This is a genomic window from Achromobacter sp. 1012554356, from assembly GCF_059760815.1.
On record NZ_JCBANC010000043.1, the window covers coordinates 1 to 22,346 of the forward strand.

At 66.8% G+C, this 22,346-nt stretch carries 20 protein-coding genes; 13 read left to right on the top strand and 7 right to left on the bottom strand.

The genetic code is table 11. From position 1 onward, the window contains the following. The first annotated feature begins 96 nt into the window (after positions 1–96). Positions 97–930 carry an AraC family transcriptional regulator gene (locus AC6LJW_RS20385; protein ID WP_498088142.1) on the top strand — a complete coding sequence of 278 codons (834 nt, stop codon included), beginning with the start codon at positions 97–99 and terminating at the stop codon, positions 928–930. Between the two features lie 10 nt (positions 931–940). On the opposite strand, the gene AC6LJW_RS20390 is transcribed toward AC6LJW_RS20385, so the two are convergent. Next, positions 941–1,837, bottom strand: a complete 897-nt coding sequence (locus AC6LJW_RS20390) for a LysR family transcriptional regulator (RefSeq protein WP_175125851.1) — start codon at positions 1,835–1,837, stop codon at positions 941–943. 159 nt (positions 1,838–1,996) lie between these two features. Here AC6LJW_RS20390 and AC6LJW_RS20395 point away from each other — a divergent pair, with 159 nt between their 5' ends. From AC6LJW_RS20395 to AC6LJW_RS20405, 3 genes are read left to right on the top strand one after another with little or no spacing between them, the layout of a single operon-like run. Further along, the gene (locus AC6LJW_RS20395) at positions 1,997–2,977 is read left to right on the top strand and encodes a Bug family tripartite tricarboxylate transporter substrate binding protein (RefSeq protein ID WP_498088143.1); all 981 of its coding nucleotides are present in this window, start codon (positions 1,997–1,999) and stop codon (positions 2,975–2,977) included. A gap of 24 nt (positions 2,978–3,001) precedes the next feature. Then, a complete protein-coding gene (locus AC6LJW_RS20400) occupies positions 3,002–5,059 on the top strand; it encodes a hydantoinase/oxoprolinase family protein (RefSeq protein ID WP_498088144.1) in 2,058 nt (685 codons plus the stop codon). Next, positions 5,052–6,776, top strand: a complete 1,725-nt coding sequence (locus AC6LJW_RS20405) for a hydantoinase B/oxoprolinase family protein (protein ID WP_498088146.1) — start codon at positions 5,052–5,054, stop codon at positions 6,774–6,776. The genes AC6LJW_RS20400 and AC6LJW_RS20405 overlap by 8 nt, the downstream gene beginning before the upstream one ends. A gap of 13 nt (positions 6,777–6,789) precedes the next feature. On the opposite strand, the gene AC6LJW_RS20410 is transcribed toward AC6LJW_RS20405, so the two are convergent. Next, on the bottom strand, positions 6,790–7,593 hold the full coding sequence (locus AC6LJW_RS20410) for a GntR family transcriptional regulator (RefSeq protein WP_498088147.1): 804 nt from the start codon (positions 7,591–7,593) through the stop codon (positions 6,790–6,792). A gap of 185 nt (positions 7,594–7,778) precedes the next feature. Here AC6LJW_RS20410 and AC6LJW_RS20415 point away from each other — a divergent pair, with 185 nt between their 5' ends. The 9 genes from AC6LJW_RS20415 to AC6LJW_RS20455 are packed head-to-tail and all read left to right on the top strand — an operon-like array spanning position 7,779 to position 16,037. Further along, entirely contained in the window at positions 7,779–8,810 is a 1,032-nt protein-coding gene (locus AC6LJW_RS20415) for an ABC transporter substrate-binding protein (protein WP_056565933.1), read from the top strand. 47 nt (positions 8,811–8,857) lie between these two features. Next, positions 8,858–9,925: an ABC transporter ATP-binding protein gene (locus tag AC6LJW_RS20420; RefSeq protein WP_056565930.1), complete on the top strand. Its 1,068-nt coding sequence runs from the start codon at positions 8,858–8,860 to the stop codon at positions 9,923–9,925. Then, positions 9,922–10,788, top strand: coding sequence for an ABC transporter permease (locus AC6LJW_RS20425; protein ID WP_056565928.1), 867 nt, complete (start codon positions 9,922–9,924; stop codon positions 10,786–10,788). Before AC6LJW_RS20420 ends, AC6LJW_RS20425 begins: the two co-directional genes overlap by 4 nt. Position 10,789: 1 nt before the next feature. Beyond that, entirely contained in the window at positions 10,790–11,590 is an 801-nt protein-coding gene (locus AC6LJW_RS20430) for an ABC transporter permease (protein ID WP_105236818.1), read from the top strand. Beyond that, complete coding sequence (locus tag AC6LJW_RS20435) at positions 11,590–12,747, top strand: NAD(P)/FAD-dependent oxidoreductase (RefSeq protein ID WP_498088148.1); 1,158 nt, start codon at positions 11,590–11,592, stop codon at positions 12,745–12,747. Before AC6LJW_RS20430 ends, AC6LJW_RS20435 begins: the two co-directional genes overlap by 1 nt. Continuing rightward, entirely contained in the window at positions 12,731–13,039 is a 309-nt protein-coding gene (locus AC6LJW_RS20440) for a (2Fe-2S)-binding protein (RefSeq protein WP_056327675.1), read from the top strand. Before AC6LJW_RS20435 ends, AC6LJW_RS20440 begins: the two co-directional genes overlap by 17 nt. Next, positions 13,036–14,478, top strand: coding sequence for an FAD/NAD(P)-dependent oxidoreductase (locus AC6LJW_RS20445; RefSeq protein ID WP_056565920.1), 1,443 nt, complete (start codon positions 13,036–13,038; stop codon positions 14,476–14,478). The genes AC6LJW_RS20440 and AC6LJW_RS20445 overlap by 4 nt, the downstream gene beginning before the upstream one ends. A 12-nt stretch (positions 14,479–14,490) precedes the next feature. Continuing rightward, positions 14,491–15,654, top strand: coding sequence for an NAD(P)/FAD-dependent oxidoreductase (locus AC6LJW_RS20450; RefSeq protein ID WP_498088149.1), 1,164 nt, complete (start codon positions 14,491–14,493; stop codon positions 15,652–15,654). Further along, positions 15,651–16,037, top strand: coding sequence for a RidA family protein (locus tag AC6LJW_RS20455; RefSeq protein ID WP_056565915.1), 387 nt, complete (start codon positions 15,651–15,653; stop codon positions 16,035–16,037). Before AC6LJW_RS20450 ends, AC6LJW_RS20455 begins: the two co-directional genes overlap by 4 nt. On the opposite strand, the gene AC6LJW_RS20460 is transcribed toward AC6LJW_RS20455, so the two are convergent. From AC6LJW_RS20460 to AC6LJW_RS20480, 5 genes are read right to left on the bottom strand one after another with little or no spacing between them, the layout of a single operon-like run. After that, entirely contained in the window at positions 16,012–17,292 is a 1,281-nt protein-coding gene (locus tag AC6LJW_RS20460) for an amidohydrolase family protein (protein ID WP_286938037.1), read from the bottom strand. The two genes, AC6LJW_RS20455 and AC6LJW_RS20460, sit on opposite strands and share 26 nt — an antisense overlap. Positions 17,293–17,307: 15 nt before the next feature. Next, complete coding sequence (locus AC6LJW_RS20465; protein ID WP_056565907.1) at positions 17,308–18,258, bottom strand: ABC transporter permease; 951 nt, start codon at positions 18,256–18,258, stop codon at positions 17,308–17,310. Positions 18,259–18,268: 10 nt separating this feature from the next. Further along, the gene (locus AC6LJW_RS20470; RefSeq protein WP_056565904.1) at positions 18,269–19,342 is read right to left on the bottom strand and encodes an ABC transporter permease; all 1,074 of its coding nucleotides are present in this window, start codon (positions 19,340–19,342) and stop codon (positions 18,269–18,271) included. Between the two features lie 45 nt (positions 19,343–19,387). Then, positions 19,388–20,917: an ABC transporter ATP-binding protein gene (locus AC6LJW_RS20475; protein WP_498088151.1), complete on the bottom strand. Its 1,530-nt coding sequence runs from the start codon at positions 20,915–20,917 to the stop codon at positions 19,388–19,390. Beyond that, positions 20,914–21,945, bottom strand: coding sequence for a BMP family protein (locus AC6LJW_RS20480; RefSeq protein WP_082578918.1), 1,032 nt, complete (start codon positions 21,943–21,945; stop codon positions 20,914–20,916). The genes AC6LJW_RS20475 and AC6LJW_RS20480 overlap by 4 nt, the downstream gene beginning before the upstream one ends. Between the last annotated feature and the right edge of the window lie 401 nt (positions 21,946–22,346).

Consider the following 22,346-nt stretch of genomic DNA (forward strand, 5'->3'; position numbering starts at 1 on the left):
CTCCCCCGCCAGCAACACGCCCCACCCCACACCTCTAAAAAACCGCAAAATCTGCAAACATCCAAAAGCTAAATTGCCCCTACCAAGGAGCAAGCATTGAAGCCCACAACGCGATCCCTCTACGCCCAACGCCTGGACCCCGTCCTACGCTGGCTAGCCGCCAACCCAGACGCCACGCCAGATCTGCACCAGCTCGCAGACCTGGCCTGCCTGTCTCCCTATCACTTCCACCGCGTCTACCGCGCCATGCTCGGAGAAACCGTCAACGCCACCGTCCAGCGCATCCGCATGCAACGCGCAGCCGCCGACCTCTCCAGCACCGATACGCCATTGAAAGACATCGCCCAACGCGCCGGCTATGAATCCGAAGCCGCCTTCAACCGCGCCTTCGGCGCTCTCTTCGGCATCCCGCCGGGCCGGTATCGCGCCGCCCGCTCCCAACCCATCACCCCTCAGGAGCTAGCCATGTACCCCATCGCCATCGAAGACTTCCCCGGCATCACCCTAGCCGTCCTGCCCCATCGCGGCAATGAACAGGAAATCGGCCCCGTCTTCTCCCGCGCCTTCATGCTCGCCGTCAGCCGGGGCATTGCAACCCCCGACGCCATAGGATTCGGCGTCTACTTCGACGACCCCGAACAGGTGCCGGAGAGCCAGTTGCGATCGCTGGCCGGGATGGCCGTCGCGCCCGATGCCGATATCGGACAAGAGCTTGAGCGATTTGAAATCCCCGCCGGCCGCTGTGCCGTCCTCAAGTACACCGGCCCCTACAACGAAATGCGCAAGCCGTACGACTGGCTCTTCTCCGAATGGCTGCCCGCCAGCGGCATGTCGCCCGCCGACTTTCCCATGTTCGAGCAATACCTGAACGACCCCGTCAACACGCCCCCCGCCGAATTGCAGACCCTGATCTGCCTGCCGCTCAAATAGCGCACGCCGCTTACCCGAGCACGCCGGCCAGATACTGCCGCAGCCAGGCGTGCGCCGGATCATCCTGATAGCGCTCGTGCCAGTAAAGCGACACCGCAATCGGCGGCAACGTCAACGGCACCTTCTGCGACACGATCCGCGCACTCCCCGCCATCGCCTTCGCAATGCTCACCGGCATCGTCGCAATCAGATCCGACCCCTCCACGATGAACGGACACACCAGATAACTCGACAGCGTCGCCACGATCTTGCGGCTCCGGTTCTGTCCCATCAGGATGCGATCGATCGCCGTGCTGAAGTAGCGCGTATGCGCCGCAAGATCCAGATGTCCATAGCTCAGGTAGGCGTCCAGATTCCAGCGCTTGCGCAAACACGGATGCCCTTCGCGCACGATGCACACCGCCGGCTCCTGGTACAGAAAGCGCGTGCGCAGATCCGGCGCCGGATCCGGGAAGTAACCCGCGATCAGCTCCACGTGATTCGTATCCAGCATGCTCAGCCCATGCTGCGGCCGCGCCGGCACGATCTGCAACTGGAAATGCGGCGCGTCCACCGCCAACCGCGGGATCAGCTTGGGCAGCAACGTGTACTGCACATAGTCGGTGGCATACAGCGACAGCGTGCGCGACGAATGCGCCGGATCGAACGCCTCGCGCGTACGCGTCGCGCGATGCCAGCCCTCCAGCAGCGGCTTGAAATTCTGGTGCAGCTCCAGCGCCCGCAACGTCGGCTGCCACGCCCCGCCCTCGCGCACCAGCAGCGGATCGCCGAACAACTGGCGCAGCCGGTTCATCGCCGCGCTCATCGCCGGCTGACTGATATTCATCGCCTCGGCCGCGCGCGACACATTGCGGCATGCCATCAACGCATCGAAATGCAGAAGCAGATTCAGGTCCGGGTTCTTCATCACCGCGCGTCCATAAATGGCATCTATACAAATATAAACCTGTAGGACTGCTGTCATTTCCGCGTGAGGCCTAGCATGACCTCGTTGTTGCAGCGAACCAAGGTTGGACACGCATGATCCGGCCATCACGAAGTTCTATCAACAAGGGGAAACCAAGCCATGAAAACAGGGCTACTACGCAGTTGCTGTCGCATTGCCGCCGGCATCACGCTCTTTGCGGCCGCCGGGGCCGCCAGCGCCGCCTGGCCGGACAAGGTCATCCGCATCGTCGTGCCCTTCGCGGCCGGCGGCTCCACCGACCTGGTGGCGCGCAAGATCGCGGAAGGCCTCGGTCAACGCCTGAATGCCAACGTCATCGTTGAAAACCGCCCCGGTGCAGGGGGCACCGTCGGCACCGAATTCGTCGCGCGCCAGCCCGCCGACGGCTACACCATCCTGATGGGATCGGTCAGCACGCACGGCAGTGCGCCCTGCATCTACTCCAAGCTGCCGTACGACGCCGTCAAGGACTTCACGCCGCTGACGGTGGTCGCCACCATTCCCAACGTCTTGTCCGTGAACCAGTCGGTCCCCGCGAACACCCTTCAGGAGTTCGTAACCCTGCTGAAGAATGAGCCCGAGAAGTACTCCTTCGCCTCCAACGGCCAAGGCACCTCCAACCACCTGGCCGCCGAACTGTTCAAGTCCACCGCCGGCGTGTCGATGGTGCACGTGCCCTACCGCGGCTCCGGCCCCGCGCTCATCGATCTGGTCGGCGGCCAGGTCAACATGATGATGGACGTGGTCATGACCTCGTACCCCTACATCAAGGACGGCAAGATCAAGGCGCTGGCCGTCACGTCGCCGCAGCGCTCGTCCATGTTGCCCGACGTGCCCACGGTGGCCGAAGCCGGTTACCCCGGCTACGAGGCCATGGTGTGGTTCGGCATGCTGGCGCCCGCCAACATGCCCGAACCGCTGCGCACCAAGCTCACCGACGGCCTCGTGCAGATCCTGCACGCGCCCGCCATGAAGACCTACCTGGAGCAACAAGGCGCGCAAGTATCGGACGTCGCGGGACCCGCGTTCGGCGCAATGATCAAGGACGAAATCAACAAGTGGTGCCAGGTCGTGAAAAAGGCCGGCATTCGGCTGGACTGATCTTCATTTTTTGGAACGAACGATATGTATCGCATAGGGATAGACGTCGGAGGCACGTTTACCGATTTCACGATGATCGACGAGGACGCCGGCGTGGTGCACTTTCACAAGGTGCCCTCCACGCCGCACGATCCCTCCGAAGCCATCGCCACGGGCATCGGCCAGATGCTCGCGGATCACGGTGTCGCGCCATCTCAGGTCTCGCACGTGGGCCACGGCACCACGGTGGCGACCAACCTCATCATCGAACGCAAGGGGGCGCGCGTCGGCCTCATCACCACGCGGGGTTTTCGCGATGTGCTGGAAATCGGCCGCCAGACGCGTCCGCACCTGTACGACTACAGCGTCGGCAAGCCGCCGGTGGCGGTACCGCGTGAATTCCGCGCCGAAGTCGACGAGCGCGTGAGTGCGGCGGGTGACGTGCTGACGGCGCTGGACGAAGCGCAGGTGCGCGATGCCGCGCGCCGCTTTGCAATAGCTGGCATCGAGGCCGTGACGATCTGCTTCCTGCACGCCTACCGCAACCCCGCGCATGAGCGCCGCGCGGCGCAGATTGTCGCGGAGGAGATGCCCGATGCCTACATCAGCCAGTCGTCCGACGTGCTGCCCGAATTCCGCGAATACGAGCGCCTGTCCACCACCGTGCTCAACGCCGCGGTCGGGCCGAAGATGGCGCGCTATCTGGAGCGCTTCCTGAACCGCGTGCGTGAATTGGACATCGGCCATGAGCCGCACACCATCCACTCCAACGGCGGCCTGATGTCGATCGCCACCGTGCGCCAGTACCCGGTCCGCACCTGCCTGTCGGGGCCGGCCGCGGGCGTGGTCGGTGCGGCCGCGGTGGGACGCGCCATCGGCACCCTGAACCTCGTGACGTTCGATGTGGGCGGCACCAGCACGGACGTCTCGCTGGTATGCGAAGGCCGTCCGCTGTTCACGTCGCACCGCCACGTCGCCGGGTACCCGGTCAAGACACCCATGGTCGACATCCACGTCATCGGCGCGGGCGGCGGCAGCATCGCCTGGCTGGACGACGCCGGTGCGCTGAAGGTCGGGCCGCACAGCGCGGGCGCGGTGCCCGGCCCCGTGGGCTACGGCCGCGGCGGCCAGGAACCCACCATCACGGACGCCGAGATTGCGCTGCAGCGGCTCAACCCGGTGGCGCTCTTGAACGGCCGCATGCCGGTGTATGCGGACGCCGCCCGCGAGGTCATCCGCAGCCGTGTCGCCGAACCGCTGGGGCTGGACATGGAGGCGGCCGCCGAAGGCATTCTGCGTATTGCCGCGGCCAACATGAGCCGTGCGATCCGCGCGGTCTCCACCGAGCGCGGCTACGACCTCTCGCGCTTCGCGTTGTATGCGTACGGCGGCGCAGGCCCGCTGCATGCGGTGGAAGTGGCCGAGGAATGCGGTATTCCCGTCGTCATTGTGCCGCAGGAGCCGGGCACGATGTGTGCGCGCGGCATCCTGCTCACGGATATCTCTTTCGACTTCGTGCAAAGTGAAATTTCGCTGGCCGATGCGGATAGCTGGCCCGCGATCTCCGCGATCTTCGATGGCCTGCGCACGCAGGCCCAAAATTGGCTGGAATCGGAACGCGTCGACCCGGCGCTGCGCGTATGCCACAGCGCCATCGACGCGCGCTACGAGGGTCAGAACTTCGAGGTGCAGGTCAGCCTGGACGACACCGGCGCAGGCGGCTACGCGGAATTCGCGCGCCGCTTCGCAGAGGCGCATGAGCGCGAATACGGCTACACCGTGGACGACCGCAAGGTGCAGATCATCAACTGCCGCATGCAGGCCGTCGGGCAGGTCGTGAAGGCGCCGCTTGCGCCAAGGCACGTGGGCGGCGCGCTGCAGGACGCGGCGCTGGGTCAGCGCAAGGCGTACTTCGGCCCGGCGCATGGCTGGCTGGAAACTCCCGTCTATGACCGGGACCGCGTGCCCACCGGCGCAACGTTCACGGGCCCCGCGTTGCTCGAGGAAATGAGCTCGACCACCGTCGTGGGCGTGGGTCATGAGGCCTGCGCCGACGAGTACGGCAACCTGATCATCCGCCTGCAAGGAGGCTCGCATGAGTAAGCCTGATTCTGTTCAATCCCGCGCCGCGGACGCCACGCCCACGCTGGCGGATCCCATCGGCATGGAGGTCTTCTGCAACCGCCTGCTGTCGATCACCGAGGACATGAACAACACGCTGGTGCGCGCGTCGTTCTCAACCAACATCAAGGAGCGCAAGGACTGCTCGGTGGCGCTGTTCGACGCCACCGGGCGGCTCGTCGCCCAGGGCACGCAGATTCCGCTGCACCTGGGATCGCTGGACGGCGCCATGCGCGCCATCCTGCGCACGTTTCCGGCTGACCAGATCCGCGACGGCGATGTGTATATCTGCAATGACCCGTACCTGGCCGACGGCAGCCACCTGCCTGACATCAACATCATCACGCCGGTGTTCTGGGACGGCGTGTTGCGCTTCTTCGCGGCCAACATCGCGCACCATTCCGACGTGGGCGGCGCGGTGCCCGGTTCGATCGCCGGGGGGCTGAAATCGATCTTCGAGGAAGGCATCCGCATCCCCGCCTGCCGCATCGCCCGCGCGGGCGAGACCGACGAGGATCTGCTGCGCCTGATCTGCGCCAATACGCGCGACCCGGAAGAACGGGTGCTCGACCTGCGCGTACAGATGGCAACCAACCGCCGTGGCGCCGCCGCGGTGCAGGGCCTGATCCGCCAGATGGGATTGGAGGCGGTGTTGCGGTCGGTGGACGACGTGATCACTTACACCCGCAAACGCCTCTTGAACCGCATCGCCGAGCTGCGCGCCGGCAGCTACACGTTCCGCAGCGATCTGGACGACGACGGCATGGGGGGTGACCCGGTGCCGATCCAGGTGACGCTGACCGTCAGCGCCGACAATCTGCACTTTGATTTCGAAGGATCCGGCAAACAGGCGCGCGGCGCGATGAACCTGCCGTTCAACGCGTTGCGCGCTTGCGTGTACTACGCGGTGAAGGCGCTGCTGGATCCGGACCTGGCGCCCAACGCGGGGTTGTTCGACCCCATCACGCTGGCGGCGCCGGTGGGCACCATCACCAATCCCGAACACCCTGCCGCGGTTGGCGCTCGCTCGATCACCGCGCAGAAGGTCGCCGGCGCGATCTTCGGTGCTTTTCGCGGCCTGTTGCCGCCGGAAAAGACCATGGCGTCCAGCAACGACTGCTGCCCCGCCATCGTGTTCTCGGGCCGCTGGCGCGAGCGCGCGGGCCATTTCGTGTATCTGGAGACGCTGGGCGGCGGCGCGGGCGCGCGCTTCGATTCGGATGGCATGGACGCAGTGCATGTGCACATGACCAACACGTCGAACCTGCCTGTGGAAGCGCTGGAGAACGAGTACCCGCTGCGGATGGACGAGTACGCAATGATCCAGGACTCCGGCGGCGCGGGCCGCACGCGCGGCGGGATGGGGATCGCCAAGCAGATCCGCGCGGTCGGGCCGGGCATCGTGTTCTCGGCCCGCTCGGACAGCCACACGGTCGGCGTGGCCGCAGGCGTGGATGGCGGGCGCGACGGGCGCCGTGCGCGGCTGATCCGCAACTTCGGCACGCCGCAACAAGAGGAGCTGTTCTCCAAGACCGCGAACATTGCCCTGGCTGCCGGCGAAAGCGTGCGCATTGAAACGCCTGGCGGCGGCGGCTACGGGGCGCCATCGGCGCGGCCGCAGCCGCGTGTGGCGCAGGACCTGGCTGATGGCAAGATCAGCGCCGAAGCGGCACGCGCGGACTATGGCTTGTCCGCGTGAGCCGCGCTGCGCATCAACTGACGTTGAGCGTCATCGAGTACTTCATCTTGTCGTGCGGGAACGTGGTGATGGTGGCAAGCAGCAGCACGCCGCCATCACCGTAGTAGCGGCGCGTGATGACGAAGCCCGGCGTACCGATGTCGACCTGGAGCTGCTTTGCGATCGCCGCGCTGATGGGCGTGGCGGAGAACTCCTGGTTGACCTCGGTGATGCGGTCGCCGAAGTGGTCTTCGATCAGGCGCAGCAGCGAGATCCGCGACTTCACGTCGACCCGCACGTCGGAATGCGCCGGATCGGCGTAGATGAGGGTGCAGGCCGCGGCGACGTCCGGGTCGTCGAGCGTCTTGATGGAGTTGATGTGCAGCCACTGCTGGCCGGGCTCGCAGCCCAGCGTTTCCGCAAGACGCTTGGTGAGCTTTACCGTGCGCACGTCGTGCACCAGCAGCGCCGCATTGCGTGCGTACTGCAGGAGGTCGGGGAACTGCGAGATGCGCTGCGTGAAGCGCGTGCTGGCGCGCGCCGTTTCCACGCGCGTGCCCACGCCCGGACGGCGCGACACCACGCCGGCAACGGTCAGCATGCGGATGGCTTCGCGGATCGTGTGACGGCTGGCGCCGAACTGTTCGCACAGTTCATGTTCAGTCGGAAGCAGCGTCATCACGGGATAGCGCCCCGAACTGATGTCCTGCGACAGCGATTGATAGATGCTCTTGTAGCGCGGTCCGCCCGCCACGTCAGCCGGGAGCGCCGCGCCAGGCCGGCCGCGCGCTTCCCGCTCCCCGCCTGGGCTGGCAGCGCGCTCGGAAGATCGGGTCATGAGGGAAGCCTCCTTGATTGGTTTTATAGGGTTTGTCCGGACAATAACCGATTGACAAGGCAGTCTTGCCGGATCCATTATTTGTCCGGACATTCATGTACGGACAAATTGTACGGCGGACATGAAGTCGCCGGGCAACAAATCAGTCGGTTCTTGCAGTTCTCTTCCAAAATTCGGGGGTTCTCATGAGCAAGGTACTTGCAGTGCTCGCGGCCGCGGCGGTCGCGGCCGGGCTGGGCGCAAACGCACAGGCGCAGCAGAAACTGGTGGTCGCCGGCTACGGCGGGTCGTTCGAAGACATCATGCGCAAGGACATCTTCCCGCCCTTCGCCAAACAGCACGGTGTCGAACTGGACTACGTCGCCGGCAACTCCACCAACACCGTCGCGCGCCTGCAGGCGCAAAAAAGCAACCAGCAGATCGACGTCGCCATCATCGACGACGGTCCCATGTACCAGGCCATTGCGCTGGGCTTTTGCGAGCCCATCAAGAACCTGCCCGCCGACGACATCTACACCACCGCCCGCTACAAGGACGACAAGGCCGTCGCCATCGGCATCGTCGCCACCGGCATCATGTACAACAAGAAGGTCTTCGACGAAAAGAAATGGGCCCCGCCCACCTCGTGGAAAGACCTGAAGGACCCCAAGTACAAAAAGCAGCTCGTCATCCCGCCGCTCAACAACACCTACGGCCTGCACACGCTGGTCGAATATGCCCGCGAAGGTGGCGGCGGCGAAAAGAAGATCGACCCGGGTTTCACCACCTTCAAGAACGAGGTTGGTCCCAACGTCCTGGTCTATGAGCCCTCGCCCGGCAAGATGACCGAACTCTTCTCCAGCGGCCAGGCCACCATCGCGGTGTGGGGCAGCGGCCGCGTCAAGGCCTTTGCCGATACGGGCTTCCCGGTGGGCTTCGTCTATCCGCAGGAAGGCGCGTACGCGCTCCTGTCGTCCGTGTGTCCGATCGCCAAGTCCAACGCCAATCCGAAGGCGCAGGCCTTCGTGGAATACCTGGTGTCGCCCGAGGTTCAGGAGAAGCTCGCCTCCGCTTACGGCTATGGCCCGGTCAACAAGAAAGCCAAGGTGGCTGACGATCCTCGCGTGCCGCTTCCTATCGGCAAGCGTGCCGCCGACCTCATCGTGATCGACTGGGACACCGTCAACCAGAACCGGGACGACTGGAACAAGCGCTGGACGCGGGAAATCGAGCGCTGACTGCGTGTGCATAAGGGCGGCGCCAGCGCCGCCCACCGGGAGCATTCATGACCTATCTCGTGCTTGACCGCCTGAGCAAGCGCTATGGCGACACCACTGCCGTTGAAAACCTGAGCCTGTCGGTAAACCAAGGCGAGTTCATCTCGCTGCTGGGCCCGTCCGGCTGCGGCAAGACCACCACGCTGCAGATGATCGCGGGCTTCGTCGAGCCGTCCGGCGGCAGCATCGTGCTGAACGGCAAGGACGTCAGCAAGGTGCCCGCCAACAAACGCGGGCTGGGCATGGTGTTCCAGAACTACGCGCTCTTTCCGCACATGACCGCCGCCGAGAACGTCTCCTTCGGCCTGGAGATGCAACGCGTCAAGAAAGACGAGCGGCTGGCCCGCGTGGCGGACGCGCTCAAGCTCGTGGGCCTGTCGCATCTGGCCGACCGCCATCCGGCGCAAATGTCGGGCGGGCAGCAGCAGCGCGTCGCGCTGGCGCGCGCGCTCGTCATCCGGCCGAGCGTGCTGCTGCTGGACGAACCGCTCTCCAACCTGGACGCCAAGCTGCGCGAAGAAATGCAGCTTGAACTGCGCAGCATTCAGCGCACCGTCGGCACCACCACCATTCTCGTCACGCACGACCAGTCCGAGGCGCTGGCGCTGTCCGATCGCATCGTGGTCATGAACCAGGGGCGCGTCGAACAGGTGGCTGAACCTTTTGCCGCGTACGAGGGACCCGCCAGCCATTTTGTCGGCGGCTTTCTGGGCAAGGCCAACGTCTTCACCCCGCAGGCCGAGCAATACGAAGGCGAAATGCGCGCCCGCATCGGCGAGGCGCATATCGGTCTGGAAGGCGCGCCGGTGCCGCAGGGCGCCGTGATCGTCCGCCCCGAAAAGATCCTGTTCTCCGAACCCGCGGCCTGTGCGTTGCCCGGCCGCATGAAGACGCGCGTCTTCCAGGGCAATCACTGGCTGTGCCAGGTGGAAACGTCAGTTGGCGAGGTCATGGTGATTCGCCAGAACGACGGCGTGCCGGTGCCCGCCGAAGGCGAACCTGTGCATCTGCGCTGGCGCGCGCAGGACATGTGCACCGTCGATCCGGCCGCTGCGCCGCAAGGCAAAGCCTCATGACCGCGCGCACCAATCCGTGGGTGCTGAGCGCGCCGGCGCTGGTGGTGTACGCCACGTTCCTCGTTGTGCCGATGGCGCTGGTGTTCCTGATCAGCTTCTTCGACTTCCAGTTTTATGGCGGCATGCAGGCCACCTTTACCTGGAAGAACTACATCGAGATCTTCTCGGACGGCTACTACTACGAGATCTACGCGCGCACCTTTGGCGTGGCCGCGGCCGTGACGGTCGCATGCCTGATTCTTGGCACGGCCGAAGCCTACGTGCTGTCTCGCATGGCCAATCCGTGGAAGGGTCTCTTCCTGATGGTGGTGCTGGGGCCGTTGCTGATATCCGTGGTGGTCCGCACGCTGGGCTGGGCGCTGCTGTTCGGATCGACCGGCCTCATCAACAAGGCGCTGATGGGCATCGGGCTGATATCAACGCCCATTGACCTCATGTACAGCAACCTGGGCGTGGGCATTGCGCTCACGCACGTGCTGGTGCCCTTCATGGTGATCTCGGTGTGGGCATCCTTGCAGCGGATCAATCCCGCCACCGAGGCCGCCGCGCTGTCGCTGGGCGCCAGCCAGTTCACCGTGATCCGGCGCGTAATCGTGCCGCAGGTGATGCCCGGCATCCTGTCCGGCGCCATCATGGTGTTCGCAATGGCGGCAAGCTCATTCGCCACGCCGGCCATCATCGGCGGACGCCGCCTGAAGAACGTGGCCACGGCCGCGTACGACGAATTCCTGAACACGCTGAACTGGCCGCTGGGCGCGGCGCTTGCCGTGGTGCTGCTGGTGGCGACCGTGGTGGTCCTGCTGTCCGCCAACCGCATCATCGAGCGCCGCTACGGCGCGGTGTTCAACCAGGCCGGAGGCTGACATGCAATTTCGCAACGGCCCCATCGGCCTCGTCTTCCACACGCTGTTCATCCTCTTCATCCTGGCGCCCATCGTCATGGTGTGCGCGGTCGCGTTCACGTCCGAAGGCTTCATCTCGCTGCCGTCGGGCGGGCTGTCTCTGCGCTGGTTCCGCGCCATCCTGGACAACCCGCGCTTTGTCGACGCGTTCTGGTTCAGCTTGGGGCTGGGCACGCTGTCGGCCACGCTCGCCATCGCACTGGCAGTGCCCAGCGCGCTGGCAATCGCGCGCAACCGCTTTCCCGGCCGCGAGGCGCTGGTGGCGTTCTTCCTGTCGCCGCTGATGATTCCGCACGTGGTGTTGGGCTTGGCGTTCCTGAAGTTCTTCACGACCGTCGATCTGGCCGGCACCTACTTCGGCCTGGTGGTGGCGCACGTAATCCTGGTCATGCCCTACGCGTTGCGGCTGGTGCTGGCGTCGGCGGCGGGCATCGACCCGGCGCTGGAACGCGCGGCGCAATCGCTGGGCGCGTCCAACTGGACGGCCTTCCGGCGCGTGGTGCTGCCGCTGCTCTTGCCGGGCGTGGTGAGCGGCTGGGTGATCGCGTTCATCACCAGCTTTGACGAACTGACGATGTCGATCTTCATCGCCTCGCCGTCCACCACAACCTTGCCGGTGCGCATCTTCCTGCATATCGAGGACACCATCGATCCGCTGGTCACAGCCGTGTCGGCGGTGCTGATCTACGTGACCATCATTGCCATATTCATCCTGGACCGCGCCGTCGGCCTGGAAAAGCTGTTTGTAGGAAAGGGACGCTGATGACGGACGAGAAACAACTGGCGCCGCGCGCGCCCACGCACCGCGGCATCTACGATGCGGCGGTGATCGGGGGCGGGCTGGTCGGATCGGCCGTGGCCTACGGGCTGCGGCGCGAGCTGGACCACGTGGCCGTGCTGGACGAGGGCGACGTGGCCTACCGGGCCTCGCGCGGAAACTTCGGGCTGGTGTGGGTGCAGAGCAAGGGCATGGGCCTGCCACGCTACGGCGTGTGGACCATGACATCGGCAAACGGCTGGCCCCGGCTTGCGGCTTTGCTGCAGGAAGAGACCGGGGTCGACGTGCATCTGGAGCAGCGCGGCGGGCTGCACGCGCTCCTGAGCGACGAAGAAGTCGAGGCGCGCACCCGCTTCATGAGCACGCTGCTCGCGCAGCCCGGCATGGCCCAGTACGACTGGAAGATGCTGGACCGCGCCGAAGTCGCCGACCTGGTCCCGGGCATCGGGCCGGACGTGCGCGGCGCGACGTGGACGCCGGTGGACGGCATCGCCAATCCGCTTAAGCTGCTGCGCGCGCTGCACATGAGTTTTGCACAGCGGGTTGTGGATTACCTGCCGCAGCGGCCGGCGCAGAGCATCCGCCTGCGTGACGGTGTGTTCGATATCGCCACGCCAAGCGGGACGGTGCGCGCGCACAAGGTGGTGCTGGCCTCTGGCCTGTCCAACAAGCAGCTTGGCGAGCAGGTGGGACTGGACGTGCCGGTGCGCCCGCAGCGCGGGCAGATCATCGTGCTGGAGCGCACGCGCCGCATGCTGGAAACCCCGCTGTCCACGCTGCGTCAGACCGATGAAGGCACCTGGCTGATCGGCGACTCGCAGGAAGAGGCCGGCTATGTGGACAACCTGGTGGGCCTGCCCATCCTCGGCACGCTGGCCGACCGCGCGGTGCGCACGTTGCCCGCGCTGCGCGATGTGCGCGTGGTCCGCAGCTGGGCGGCGCTGCGCGTCATGTCCAAGGACGGCTTTCCCATTTATCAGCAATCCGAAACGTGTCCGGGGGCGTTCGTCGCCACCTGTCACAGCGGCGTGACGCTTGCCGCCGCGCATGCGCTCAATCTGGCGCCCATGATCGCCGCCGGCAGGCTGGCCGACGACATGGCGCCCTTCTCGACCCGGAGGTTTCATGTTCAAGCGGCTTGACGAGGCGCAGCGGCAGGCGCAGGGCGCGCCGGTGCGGGTAACGGTCAATGGGGCCGAGATGCTGTGCCGTCAGGGCGACAGCGTGGCGGCCGCGCTGTTTGCGGGTGGCGTGCAGGCCTGTCGCGATACCGCGGTCAACGAGGTGCCGCGCGGGCCGTACTGCATGATGGGCGTCTGCTACGACTGCCTGGTCACCATTGACGGACAAGCGAACCAGCAGGGCTGCATGACGCCCGTGCGGGAAGGAATGAAGATCGAGCGCCAGTTGGGTGCGCGCAAGGTGCAGGCATGATCGACACGACGCAATGCGATTTGCTGGTGGTGGGCGCAGGCCCGGCGGGTCTGGCGGCCGCAACGCTGGCGGCGAACCTGGGCGTGGACACCGTGCTGCTGGATGAGCAGCCCGCGCCGGGCGGCCAGATCTACCGCGCGATCACCACCACGCCGGTTACCGACCGCGGCATTCTGGGCGAAGACTATTGGCATGGCGCGACGCTGGTGCCGCCGTTTCAGCAGTCCGGCGCGCGTTATGTGCCGGGAGCGACGGTGTGGGCCGTGGCCCAGCGCACGGCGCCCGAATCAGCGGAAGGCTTCGAGGTGGCGTATTCGGTGGCGGGCGAGGCGCGCATCGTGCACGCGCGCCGGCTGCTGCTGGCCACCGGTGCGCAGGAACGTCCCTTTCCGATTCCGGGCTGGACGCTGCCGGGCGTCATCACCGCGGGCGCGGCGCAGATTCTCTTGAAATCCTCGGGTGTCGTGCCATCCGATCGCACGGTGCTGGCCGGTTGCGGCCCGCTGCTGTATCTGGTGGCCTGGCAGTACCTGAATGCGGGCGTGAAGGTGGACGCGCTGCTGGAAACCACGCCGCCCGGCCGCATGGGCCAGGCGCTGCCCAAGGTCTGGGGTTTTCTGCGCTCGCCGTATCTGGGCAAGGGGCTGAAGCTGCTGCGCGCGGTCAAGGCCGCCGTGCCTATCGTCAAGGGCGTAACGGCGCTGGAAGCGCTGGGCGACGGCAAGCTGCAAAACGTGCGCTACACCGCCGGCGGCGTCACCAAGATTCTGCCCGCCGATCAGCTCATGCTGCACCAAGGCGTGGTGCCCAACGTGAACTTGTCGCGCGCCGTGGGCGTGGCGCATCGGTGGAACGACGCGCTGGACTGTTGGGAGCCGGAGGTCGACGAGTGGGGCACGACGGCGGTGGACGGCATCGGCATGGCCGGGGACGGCGCGGGCATCGCGGGCGCGGTGGCGGCCGAACACCGGGGCCGGCTGGCCGCGTTGCAGGCGGCGCATCTGCTGGGCCGCATCGATGCGGGCAAACGCGACAACCAGGCCGCCGCGCCGCGCGAGGCGCTGGCCCGTGCCGTGCGGGGCCGCGAGTTCTTCGACACGCTCTACAAGGCCCCTGAAGCGTTCCGGCGTCCCACCGGCGACACGATCGTGTGCCGCTGCGAGGAAGTCACCGCCGCGCAGGTGCGCGAAACCGTCAAGCTGGGTTGCAGCGGTCCGAATCAGATGAAGGCGTTCCTGCGCTGCGGCATGGGACCGTGCCAGGGCCGTTTCTGCGGCCTGACGGTGGCCGAGATCATTGCCGAGGAGCGCGGCGTGCCGACCGAGGAGGTGGGCTACTACCGGCTGCGTTTCCCGACCAAGCCGCTCACGCTGGGCGAACTGGCGTCGTTGCCCCAGACCGACGATTCGCGTCAGGCCGTCGTCCGCCTGAAGAAATGACGGGTGGACGCCATGACCGTTCAGACGCGGGCGGCTGAAGTCATCATCATCGGCGGCGGGCTGCACGGCAGCTCGGCCGCGCTGCATCTGGCGCGCGCCGGCGTGCGCGCGCTGGTCATCGAAAAGAACTACGTGGGGCGGCACGCCTCGGGCGTCAATGCGGGCGGCGTGCGCACGCTGTCGCGCCATCTGGCCGAAGTGCCGCTGGCGCTGGCCTCGCGCGAGCTTTGGTATCGCATCGGCGAGCTGGTGGACGACGACTGCGGCTTCGAGCAGCACGGGCAGGTGCGGGTTGCCGAAAATGCGGCTGACGCCGAGACACTGCGCGCGCGGCTCAAGACCATGACGGATCACGGCTATACACACGAGCAGTGGATAAGCCGTGAAGACCTGCTGGACCTGATTCCCGCGATTGCGCCCACGGTGCAAGGCGGCCTGATCGCGCGCGAGGACGCGGCGGCCGATCCCTACCGCACCACCCTCGCCTTTCGCATGAAGGCCGCGAGCCTGGGCGCGCAGTTTCTAGAAGGCGTGCGCGTGCACAGCGTGGCGCGGCACGACGGGCAGTGGCGCGTGGAGACGGACGCCGGCGTGTACACCGCGCCGCAGGTGCTGAACTGCGCGGGCGCGTGGGCCGACCGGATCGCCGAGCAATGGGGCGAGCCGGTGCCGCTGTTGCCCATCAGTCCCATGATGCTCGTGACGCTGCGCATGGACCACTTCCTGGATCCCGTGGTGCTAGGCACCGGCCGGGCGCTGTCGTTCAAGCAGCGCACCAATGGCACCGTGCTGATCGGCGGCGGCCGGCGCGCCTGGGTGGACCGCGACGCCGAGTGGACCGAACTGGATTTCCGCTCGCTGGCCGAGGGCGCGCGTACGGTGGTCGACCTGTTTCCGCACATGCGCGATGCGATCGTGAACCGCGGCTGGGCGGGCATCGAAGCGGCCATGCCCGACGAGATTCCCGTGATCGGGCGCAGCAGCCGGCACGAGACGGCCTTTCACGCCTTCGGGTTTTCGGCGCACGGCTTTGAGCTCGGGCCCATCGTCGGCCGCATCATGGCCGACCTGATCACGACTGGCGCGACAGACATGCCGATCGCCCCATTCCGGATCGAACGATTCTCGGATGCCGGCCAGGCATCCGGCTCATCCACCAAGGAGCAAGACCAATGAACGATATCGTGCGCAAGGAAACGAATGAGCGCCTGTCGCGCATCGTGATTCACGGCGACACCGTGTACGTGGCGGGCGTGACCTCGAATGCGGAAGGCGGGATCGCCGCGCAGACGCGCGACGTGCTGGCCAAGATCGACGGCTATCTGAAGCAGGCGAACACCGACAAGTCGCGCCTGTTGACCGTGCAGATCTGGCTCAAGGACATCGAGCGCGACTTTGCCGGCATGAACGCGGTGTGGGCCGAGTGGGCGCTGCCCAGAGCGATGCCCACCCGCGCCACGTGCGAGGCCAAGCTGGCGTCGCCTGATCTGCTGGTGGAGATCATCGTGACGGCCGCCGCGCAGCCGGCGTACGTCAGCGGGCCGGTGTCTGAAAGCTGACGGCGCCGGGGCGGCCCGGCAGGTTCAGGGTGGCGGTGGCTGGCGGCGTGGTTGCCACCACCTTGCCGGCGCGCAGCACCATCAGGCGCGTGGCGCGCAGGCGCAAGGCCTCGACCGCGTCGCGCGCCTGCAGCAGCACCAGGTCGGCGCGCTTGCCGACCGCCAGGCCCGTTTCGTCCAGGCCAAGAATCTTGGCAGGCGTGGTGGTGACCGCTTCGAAACAGGCGCGCATGGCGTCCTGGCCCGTCATCTGGCCGACATGCAGGCCCATGTGCGCGACTTCCAGCATGTCGCCGGAACCCAGGCTGTACCACGGGTCCATCACGCAGTCGTGGCCGAAGGCGACCGGCACGCCCGCCGCCATCAGCTCCGGCACGCGCGTCATGCCGCGGCGCTTGGGGTACGTGTCGTGGCGGCCCTGCAGCGTGATGTTGATGAGCGGATTCGCAATCGCGGACACGCCCGCCTCGCGGATCAGCGGGATCAGCTTGGACACGTAGTAGTTGTCCATCGAGTGCATGGACGTCAGGTGCGAACCCGTCACGCGGCCGTGCAGGCCAAGCCGCTGCGTGTGATACGCCAGCGTCTCGATGTGGCGCGACAGCGGATCGTCGCTTTCGTCGCAGTGCATGTCCACGCGCAGGCCGCGCTCGGCCGCCAGTTCGCACAGGATGCGCACGGATTCGGCGCCGTCCTGCATGGTGCGTTCGAAGTGCGGAATGCCGCCCACCACGTCCACGCCCATGTCCAGCGCGCGCTTCAGGTTGTCCAGCGCGCCGGGGGCGCGCAGCACGCCGTCCTGCGGGAAGGCAACGAGTTGCAGGTCCAGGTAGGGTTTGACCTTCTCGCGCACGTGCAGCAGCGCTTCCGTCGCCAGGAGGCGCGGATCACAGACGTCGACGTGCGAGCGGATCGCCAGCAGCCCGCGCGCCACGGCCCAATCGCAATAGGCCAGTGCGCGTTCCACCAGCGCTTCCTGCGTCAGCAGCGGCTTCAATTCGCCCCACAGCGCGATGCCTTCGAGCAGCGTGCCCGACTGGTTCACGCGCGGCAGCCCGAAGGACAGCGTGGAATCCATGTGGAAGTGCGCGTCGACAAAGGGCGAGGTCACCAGCTGGCCGGCGGCGTCCACGGTCTGCGCGGCTTCGGCCTTCAGCGCCGGTTCCAGCGCGGTGATGCGGCCGTCGGCCACGCCGATGTCGATGTTCTTGCGGCCGTCGGGCAGCGTGCAGTTCTTGATGATCAGATCGAGCATGTTGTTCTCAGCGGTTTAGCGTTCGCCTTTGCGATACGGTTTCATCAAGGCCTGCGGGTAGGCGGCGCGGCGCGCCATGAACACCAGGGCCAGGATGGACAGGATATAGGGCAGCATCAGGTACACCTGATACGGCAGTTCAGGCAGCCCCGGCAGCGCCGCGCCGCCCTGCTGCAGACGCAACTGCAGCGCGTCGAAGAAGGCGAAGATCAGTGCGCCCAGCAGCGCCTTGCCCGGCCGCCACGACGCAAACACCACCAGCGCCACGCAAACCCAGCCGCGGCCGTTGACCATGTTGAAGAAGAACGCATTGAACGCGGCCAGCGTCAGGAAGCTGCCGGCCACGCCCATCAGCGCCGATCCGGCCACGATAGCGCCGATACGCAGGCGCGTCACGGACAGGCCCTGGCCTTCGGCGGCGGCGGGGTTCTCGCCCACCATGCGCACGGCCAGTCCCACGGGTGTGCGGTTCAGCACCCACGCAAGAATCGGCACCGCGGCCAGCGCAATCAGCGTCATGGGCGTCTGCCCGGCCAGCACGGGGCCGATCAGCGGAATCCCGTCCAGGAACTTCATCTCGGCAAACGGCGTGATCGTCGGCGGCGTGGACACGCTGGGGAACGTGACCCGGTACGCGAAATAGCTGACGCTGGTGGCGAGCAGTGTCACGCCGAGGCCCGACACGTGCTGCGACAGGCCCAGCGGCACCGTCAGCACGGCGTGCAGCAGGCCGAACACGGCGCCGGCCAGCGCGGCGGCCAGCACGCCCACGTACAGCGGCGCGCCCAGGTACACGACCAGCCAGCCGGTGAAGGCGCCGGCCACCATGATGCCTTCGATGCCCAGGTTCAGCACCCCGGCGCGCTCGCAGAGCAGCACGCCCAGCGTGCCCAGTATCAGCGGCGTGGCCAGGCGCAGCACGGCCACCCAGAAGGCCGAGGAACTCATCAGATCCATCCATTCCATGGCGTGCTCCTCAAGCCTTGTTGCGGCGCAGGCGGTACTGCGCAAATAGCGTCGCGACCAGCATGGCGAGCAACGAGGTGGCGACGATGACGTCGGCGATGTAGTTCGGCACGGCAATGGCGCGGCTCATGCTGTCGGCGCCCACCAGCATGCCGGCCACGAAGATGCTTGCCAGGATCACGCCCAGCGGATGCAGGCCGGCCAGCATGGCGACGACGACGCCCGTGTAGCCGTAGCCCGGGGACATATCCAGCGTGACGTAGCTGGTGCGGCCCGCCACTTCGATGGCGCCGGCCAGGCCGGCCAGCGCGCCGGACAGCATGGCGGTGCCGAGCATCACGCGGTTGACCGGCAGGCCCAGAAAGCGCGACGCGTGGGCGTTGGCGCCCACCGCGCGCATCTGGAAACCGAAGACGGTGTAGCGGTTCAGCAGCCACAGGCCGAGTGCCAGGCCCGCGGCCCACAACAGGCCGGTGTGGGCGCGCGTGCGCTCGATGAGCTTGCCCAGTTCCAGGTCGCCGTTCAGCGCCACCGATTGCGGCCAGCCCATCGCCATCGGGTCCTTCATCGGGCCGTCCAGCATCATGGACACGAACAGCAGCACGATGAAGTTGCCCAGCAGCGTGGTCACGACTTCGTCGACGCCCAGGCGGGTTTTCAGGATGGCCGGAATCAGCAGGAGCAAGGCGCCGGCCAGGGCGGCCGCCAGCATCATGCCGCCGAACAGCACCGGCATCGGCAGATCGAAACCCGTGCCGCCGTGCAGGCCGCCCACGGCCACGGCCGCCAGGGCGCCCAGATACAGCTGGCCCTCGGCGCCGATGTTGTAGAAGCGCGCGCGGAACGCCACGGCACAGGCCAGGCCGGTCAGCATCAGCGGCGTGGCGCGGGTCAGGGTTTCGGACAGCGCGAAGCGCGTGCCGAACGCGCCTTCGAACAGCAGCGCGTAGGTGCGGCCGACGGGGGCGCCGGCCCAGGCCACCAGCAGTGTGCAGACCGCCAGCGTGAAGAGGATGGCCGCAATGGGCGCCAGCGCCAGCGCAAGGCGGCTGGGCTCGGGGCGGCGTTCCAGGATCAGTTTCATGGGATGCTCAATAGTGAAGAAAGCCGGGCGGAACGGTGCAAACCGTCATGCCCGGGTTCCCGTCATGGCCAGGCCGACGGTGGCGGGCGTCCACTGGGCCACCGGCTTGATCGCGACCAGCTTGCCGCCGCACAGCACGGCGATGCGGTCGGCCAGCGCGAAGATCTCTTCCAGGTCCTCGGACACCAGCAGCACGCCGGCGCCGCGCGCGCGGGCGGCCAGAAGCTGCTCGCGCACGTAGGCCACGGCGCCGATGTCCAGGCCCCATGTCGGCTGGTCGGCCACGATGAAGCGCGGCTCGCGCGCCAGTGTGCGGCCCAGGATCAGCTTCTGCATGTTGCCGCCCGACAGGCTGCGCGTGCGTACATCGAGCGAGGCGGCGCGCACGTCGAACTGCTTGGCCAGCGAGGCCGCGTACGCCTTGCCCGCGCGGGCGCGGATCAGGCCGTGACGCGCAAAGCGCTTGTCCTTCAGGTCTTCGACGATGGCGTTTTCCCACAAGGGGCTGTCGCCGATCATGCCTTCGCCGTGGCGGTCTTCCGGAATGCGGCCCACGCGCGCGGCGGTCCAGCCGGCGGGCGTGGTGGGCGCGGCGGCGTGCTCCGGTCCCAGCCGGATCGTGCCGTCCGAGGGCTGGCGCAGGCCGGTCAGCACCGACACCAGCGCCTGCTGGCCGTTGCCGGCCACGCCGGCGATGGCCACGATTTCATGCGTGTGGACCACGAGGTCAAGGCTGTCCAGGCGCGGCGCGCCGTCGCGGTTGTCGCGCACGGTGACCTGGGACAGCGTCACCACGGGGGCAGCCTGCTCGGCGGCCGTCGCGGCCTCGGCGCGCGGCATGACCACTTTGCGGCCCACCATCAGTTCGGCCAGTTCCGCGGGGTTGGTGCCCGCGGTGTCGCGTTCCGCGACCAGCTTGCCTTGCCGCAACACCGCCACGCGGCGGGACACGGCCATCACTTCGTCCAGCTTGTGCGAGATGAAGATGACCGCCAGGCCTTCGTCGACGAAGCCGCGCAGCGTCGCGAACAGATCCTGCACTTCCTGCGGCGTGAGGACTGCGGTGGGTTCGTCCAGAATCAGCACGCGGGCGCCGCGGTACAGCGCCTTCAGGATCTCGACGCGCTGCTTTTCACCTACAGAAAGCGTGCCGACGCGCGCGTCGGGGTCCACGCCCAGTCCGAAGCGCTGGCCGAGTTCCACGAGGCGCTTGCGGGCCTGGCCGCGGCCCGAGGCCAGCTTCCAGAGCGATTCGGTGCCCACCATGATGTTGTCCAGCACAGTGAGGTTGTCGGCCAGCGTGAAGTGTTGATGCACCATGCCGACGCCCGCCGCCAGCGCGGCATCGGGCCGGCCGGCGGGCAGCGGTTTGCCGAAGACTTCGATACTGCCGGCGTCGGCCACATAGTGGCCGAACAGGATCGACACCAGGGTCGATTTGCCGGCGCCGTTCTCGCCCAGCAAGGCCAACACTTCGCCCTGGCGGAGCGTAAGCGAGACATCGTCGTTGGCCGTGAGGCTGCCGAAGCGTTTGGTGATCCCCGTCAGTTGCAGGGCGAGAGGCGCTTGGTTCATCGTGCCGAGGACTTGGGTTCTTTGTCGTTGACCTTCACGGTGAAGCTGCCGTCCAGGATGGCTTTTTCCTTGGCCTGGACCTTGGCGATCAGGTCGGCGGGGATCTTCTGTTCGAACGTGCCCAGCGGCGCGAGCGACGAGCCCTTGTGCTTCATCAGCGAGTACTGGCCGAAGTCATCGGCCTTGAACGCGCCGGCCTTCACCTGCTTGAGGGCTTCTTCGATGGTCGGGATCATGCTCCACAGCGCCGAGGCCACCACCGTCTCCGGGTACTGCGGCTGCGTGTCGATCACGTTGCCGATGGCCAGCTTGCCGCGTTCCTTGGCGGCGTCCGACACGCCAAAGCGCTCGGCGTACAGCACGTCCGCGCCCTTGTCGATCATGGCGAAGGCGGCTTCCTTGGCCTTCGGGGGATCGAACCACGAGCCGATGAAGGTCACGGTGAACTCGGCCTTCGGGTTCACTTCCTTGACGCCTTCCATGAAGGCGTTCATCAGGCGGTTCACTTCGGGGATGGGGTAGCCGCCCACCAGGCCGATCTTGCCGGTCTTGCTCATGCCGCCGGCGATCATGCCGGTCAGGTAGGCCGGTTCCTGGATGTAGTTGTCGAACACCGAGAAGTTGGGCTGCTGCGGCTTGCCCGACGAACCCATCAGGAAGGCGGTCTGCGGATAGTCCTTGGCGACCTTGCGGGCCGCGGCTTCGACCGCGAAGGCTTCGCCCACGATCAGCTTGTTGCCCTGCTCGGCGTACTGGCGCAGCACGCGCTCGTAGTCGGCGTTGGTGACGTTTTCCGAGAACGTGTATTCGATCTCGCCGCGGTCGCGCGCGGCGGACAGCGCGATGTGGATGCGCGACACCCATTGCTGTTCGACCGGCACCGTGTAGACGGCGGCGACCTTGATCTTGGCGGGCGCCTGCGCCAGGGCCGCGCCCGAGAACAGCAGCGCGCCTGCGGCAGCCAGGGCCAGCTTGAGCAGGCCGCGGCGGGCGATGCCGCCGGCGGACGAAAGGGATAGGGATTTCATGCGGGTGACTCCTACGCGGGGAAGGACAGGAAATGGAGGGATGGGGGGATGCCGCCCGCCGCACGGAGGCCGCTGCCGCAGGCAGGCGTGCCGGGCAGATCGTGCGTGAACGGGGGCGTGGGATCGGTCATCGGATGGGAGCGCCAGGCGGCGCACCCGGCCAAATGGTCGAGTTCTCAGCCTGTCCTGGCGAAGCAATATGTATGCCACGGGGCGTTCCCGCGACAAGGCGGGGAAACCTGATGGCCGGGCAGGATTATAGGCACCCTCGCGGGGAAGCGTGGCACCAGTTTGGTGCGTGGTGTCCCGATAGATGGACGCGGGCAAGCCGCGCGACGCGCGGCAATGGAACGCACCGTTGCCGCGCGGCCGGCAGGGTCTATGCCCCAAGCGCGAGGCTG

Bases quoted from the DNA above. Each gene is read 5' to 3' on its own strand.
- AC6LJW_RS20400 (WP_498088144.1), top strand. From the start codon at position 3,002: ATGTATCGCATAGGGATAGACGTCGGAGGCACGTTTACCGATTTCACG.
- AC6LJW_RS20410 (WP_498088147.1), bottom strand. From the start codon at position 7,593: ATGACCCGATCTTCCGAGCGCGCTGCCAGCCCAGGCGGGGAGCGGGAA.
- AC6LJW_RS20455 (WP_056565915.1), top strand. From the start codon at position 15,651: ATGAACGATATCGTGCGCAAGGAAACGAATGAGCGCCTGTCGCGCATC.
- AC6LJW_RS20445 (WP_056565920.1), top strand. From the start codon at position 13,036: ATGATCGACACGACGCAATGCGATTTGCTGGTGGTGGGCGCAGGCCCG.
- AC6LJW_RS20475 (WP_498088151.1), bottom strand. From the start codon at position 20,917: ATGAACCAAGCGCCTCTCGCCCTGCAACTGACGGGGATCACCAAACGC.
- AC6LJW_RS20480 (WP_082578918.1), bottom strand. From the start codon at position 21,945: ATGAAATCCCTATCCCTTTCGTCCGCCGGCGGCATCGCCCGCCGCGGC.
- AC6LJW_RS20405 (WP_498088146.1), top strand. From the start codon at position 5,052: ATGAGTAAGCCTGATTCTGTTCAATCCCGCGCCGCGGACGCCACGCCC.
- AC6LJW_RS20430 (WP_105236818.1), top strand. From the start codon at position 10,790: ATGCAATTTCGCAACGGCCCCATCGGCCTCGTCTTCCACACGCTGTTC.
- AC6LJW_RS20450 (WP_498088149.1), top strand. From the start codon at position 14,491: ATGACCGTTCAGACGCGGGCGGCTGAAGTCATCATCATCGGCGGCGGG.
- AC6LJW_RS20470 (WP_056565904.1), bottom strand. From the start codon at position 19,342: ATGAAACTGATCCTGGAACGCCGCCCCGAGCCCAGCCGCCTTGCGCTG.
- AC6LJW_RS20435 (WP_498088148.1), top strand. From the start codon at position 11,590: ATGACGGACGAGAAACAACTGGCGCCGCGCGCGCCCACGCACCGCGGC.
- AC6LJW_RS20395 (WP_498088143.1), top strand. From the start codon at position 1,997: ATGAAAACAGGGCTACTACGCAGTTGCTGTCGCATTGCCGCCGGCATC.
- AC6LJW_RS20390 (WP_175125851.1), bottom strand. From the start codon at position 1,837: ATGAAGAACCCGGACCTGAATCTGCTTCTGCATTTCGATGCGTTGATG.
- AC6LJW_RS20425 (WP_056565928.1), top strand. From the start codon at position 9,922: ATGACCGCGCGCACCAATCCGTGGGTGCTGAGCGCGCCGGCGCTGGTG.
- AC6LJW_RS20465 (WP_056565907.1), bottom strand. From the start codon at position 18,258: ATGGAATGGATGGATCTGATGAGTTCCTCGGCCTTCTGGGTGGCCGTG.
- AC6LJW_RS20460 (WP_286938037.1), bottom strand. From the start codon at position 17,292: ATGCTCGATCTGATCATCAAGAACTGCACGCTGCCCGACGGCCGCAAG.
- AC6LJW_RS20440 (WP_056327675.1), top strand. From the start codon at position 12,731: ATGTTCAAGCGGCTTGACGAGGCGCAGCGGCAGGCGCAGGGCGCGCCG.
- AC6LJW_RS20415 (WP_056565933.1), top strand. From the start codon at position 7,779: ATGAGCAAGGTACTTGCAGTGCTCGCGGCCGCGGCGGTCGCGGCCGGG.
- AC6LJW_RS20420 (WP_056565930.1), top strand. From the start codon at position 8,858: ATGACCTATCTCGTGCTTGACCGCCTGAGCAAGCGCTATGGCGACACC.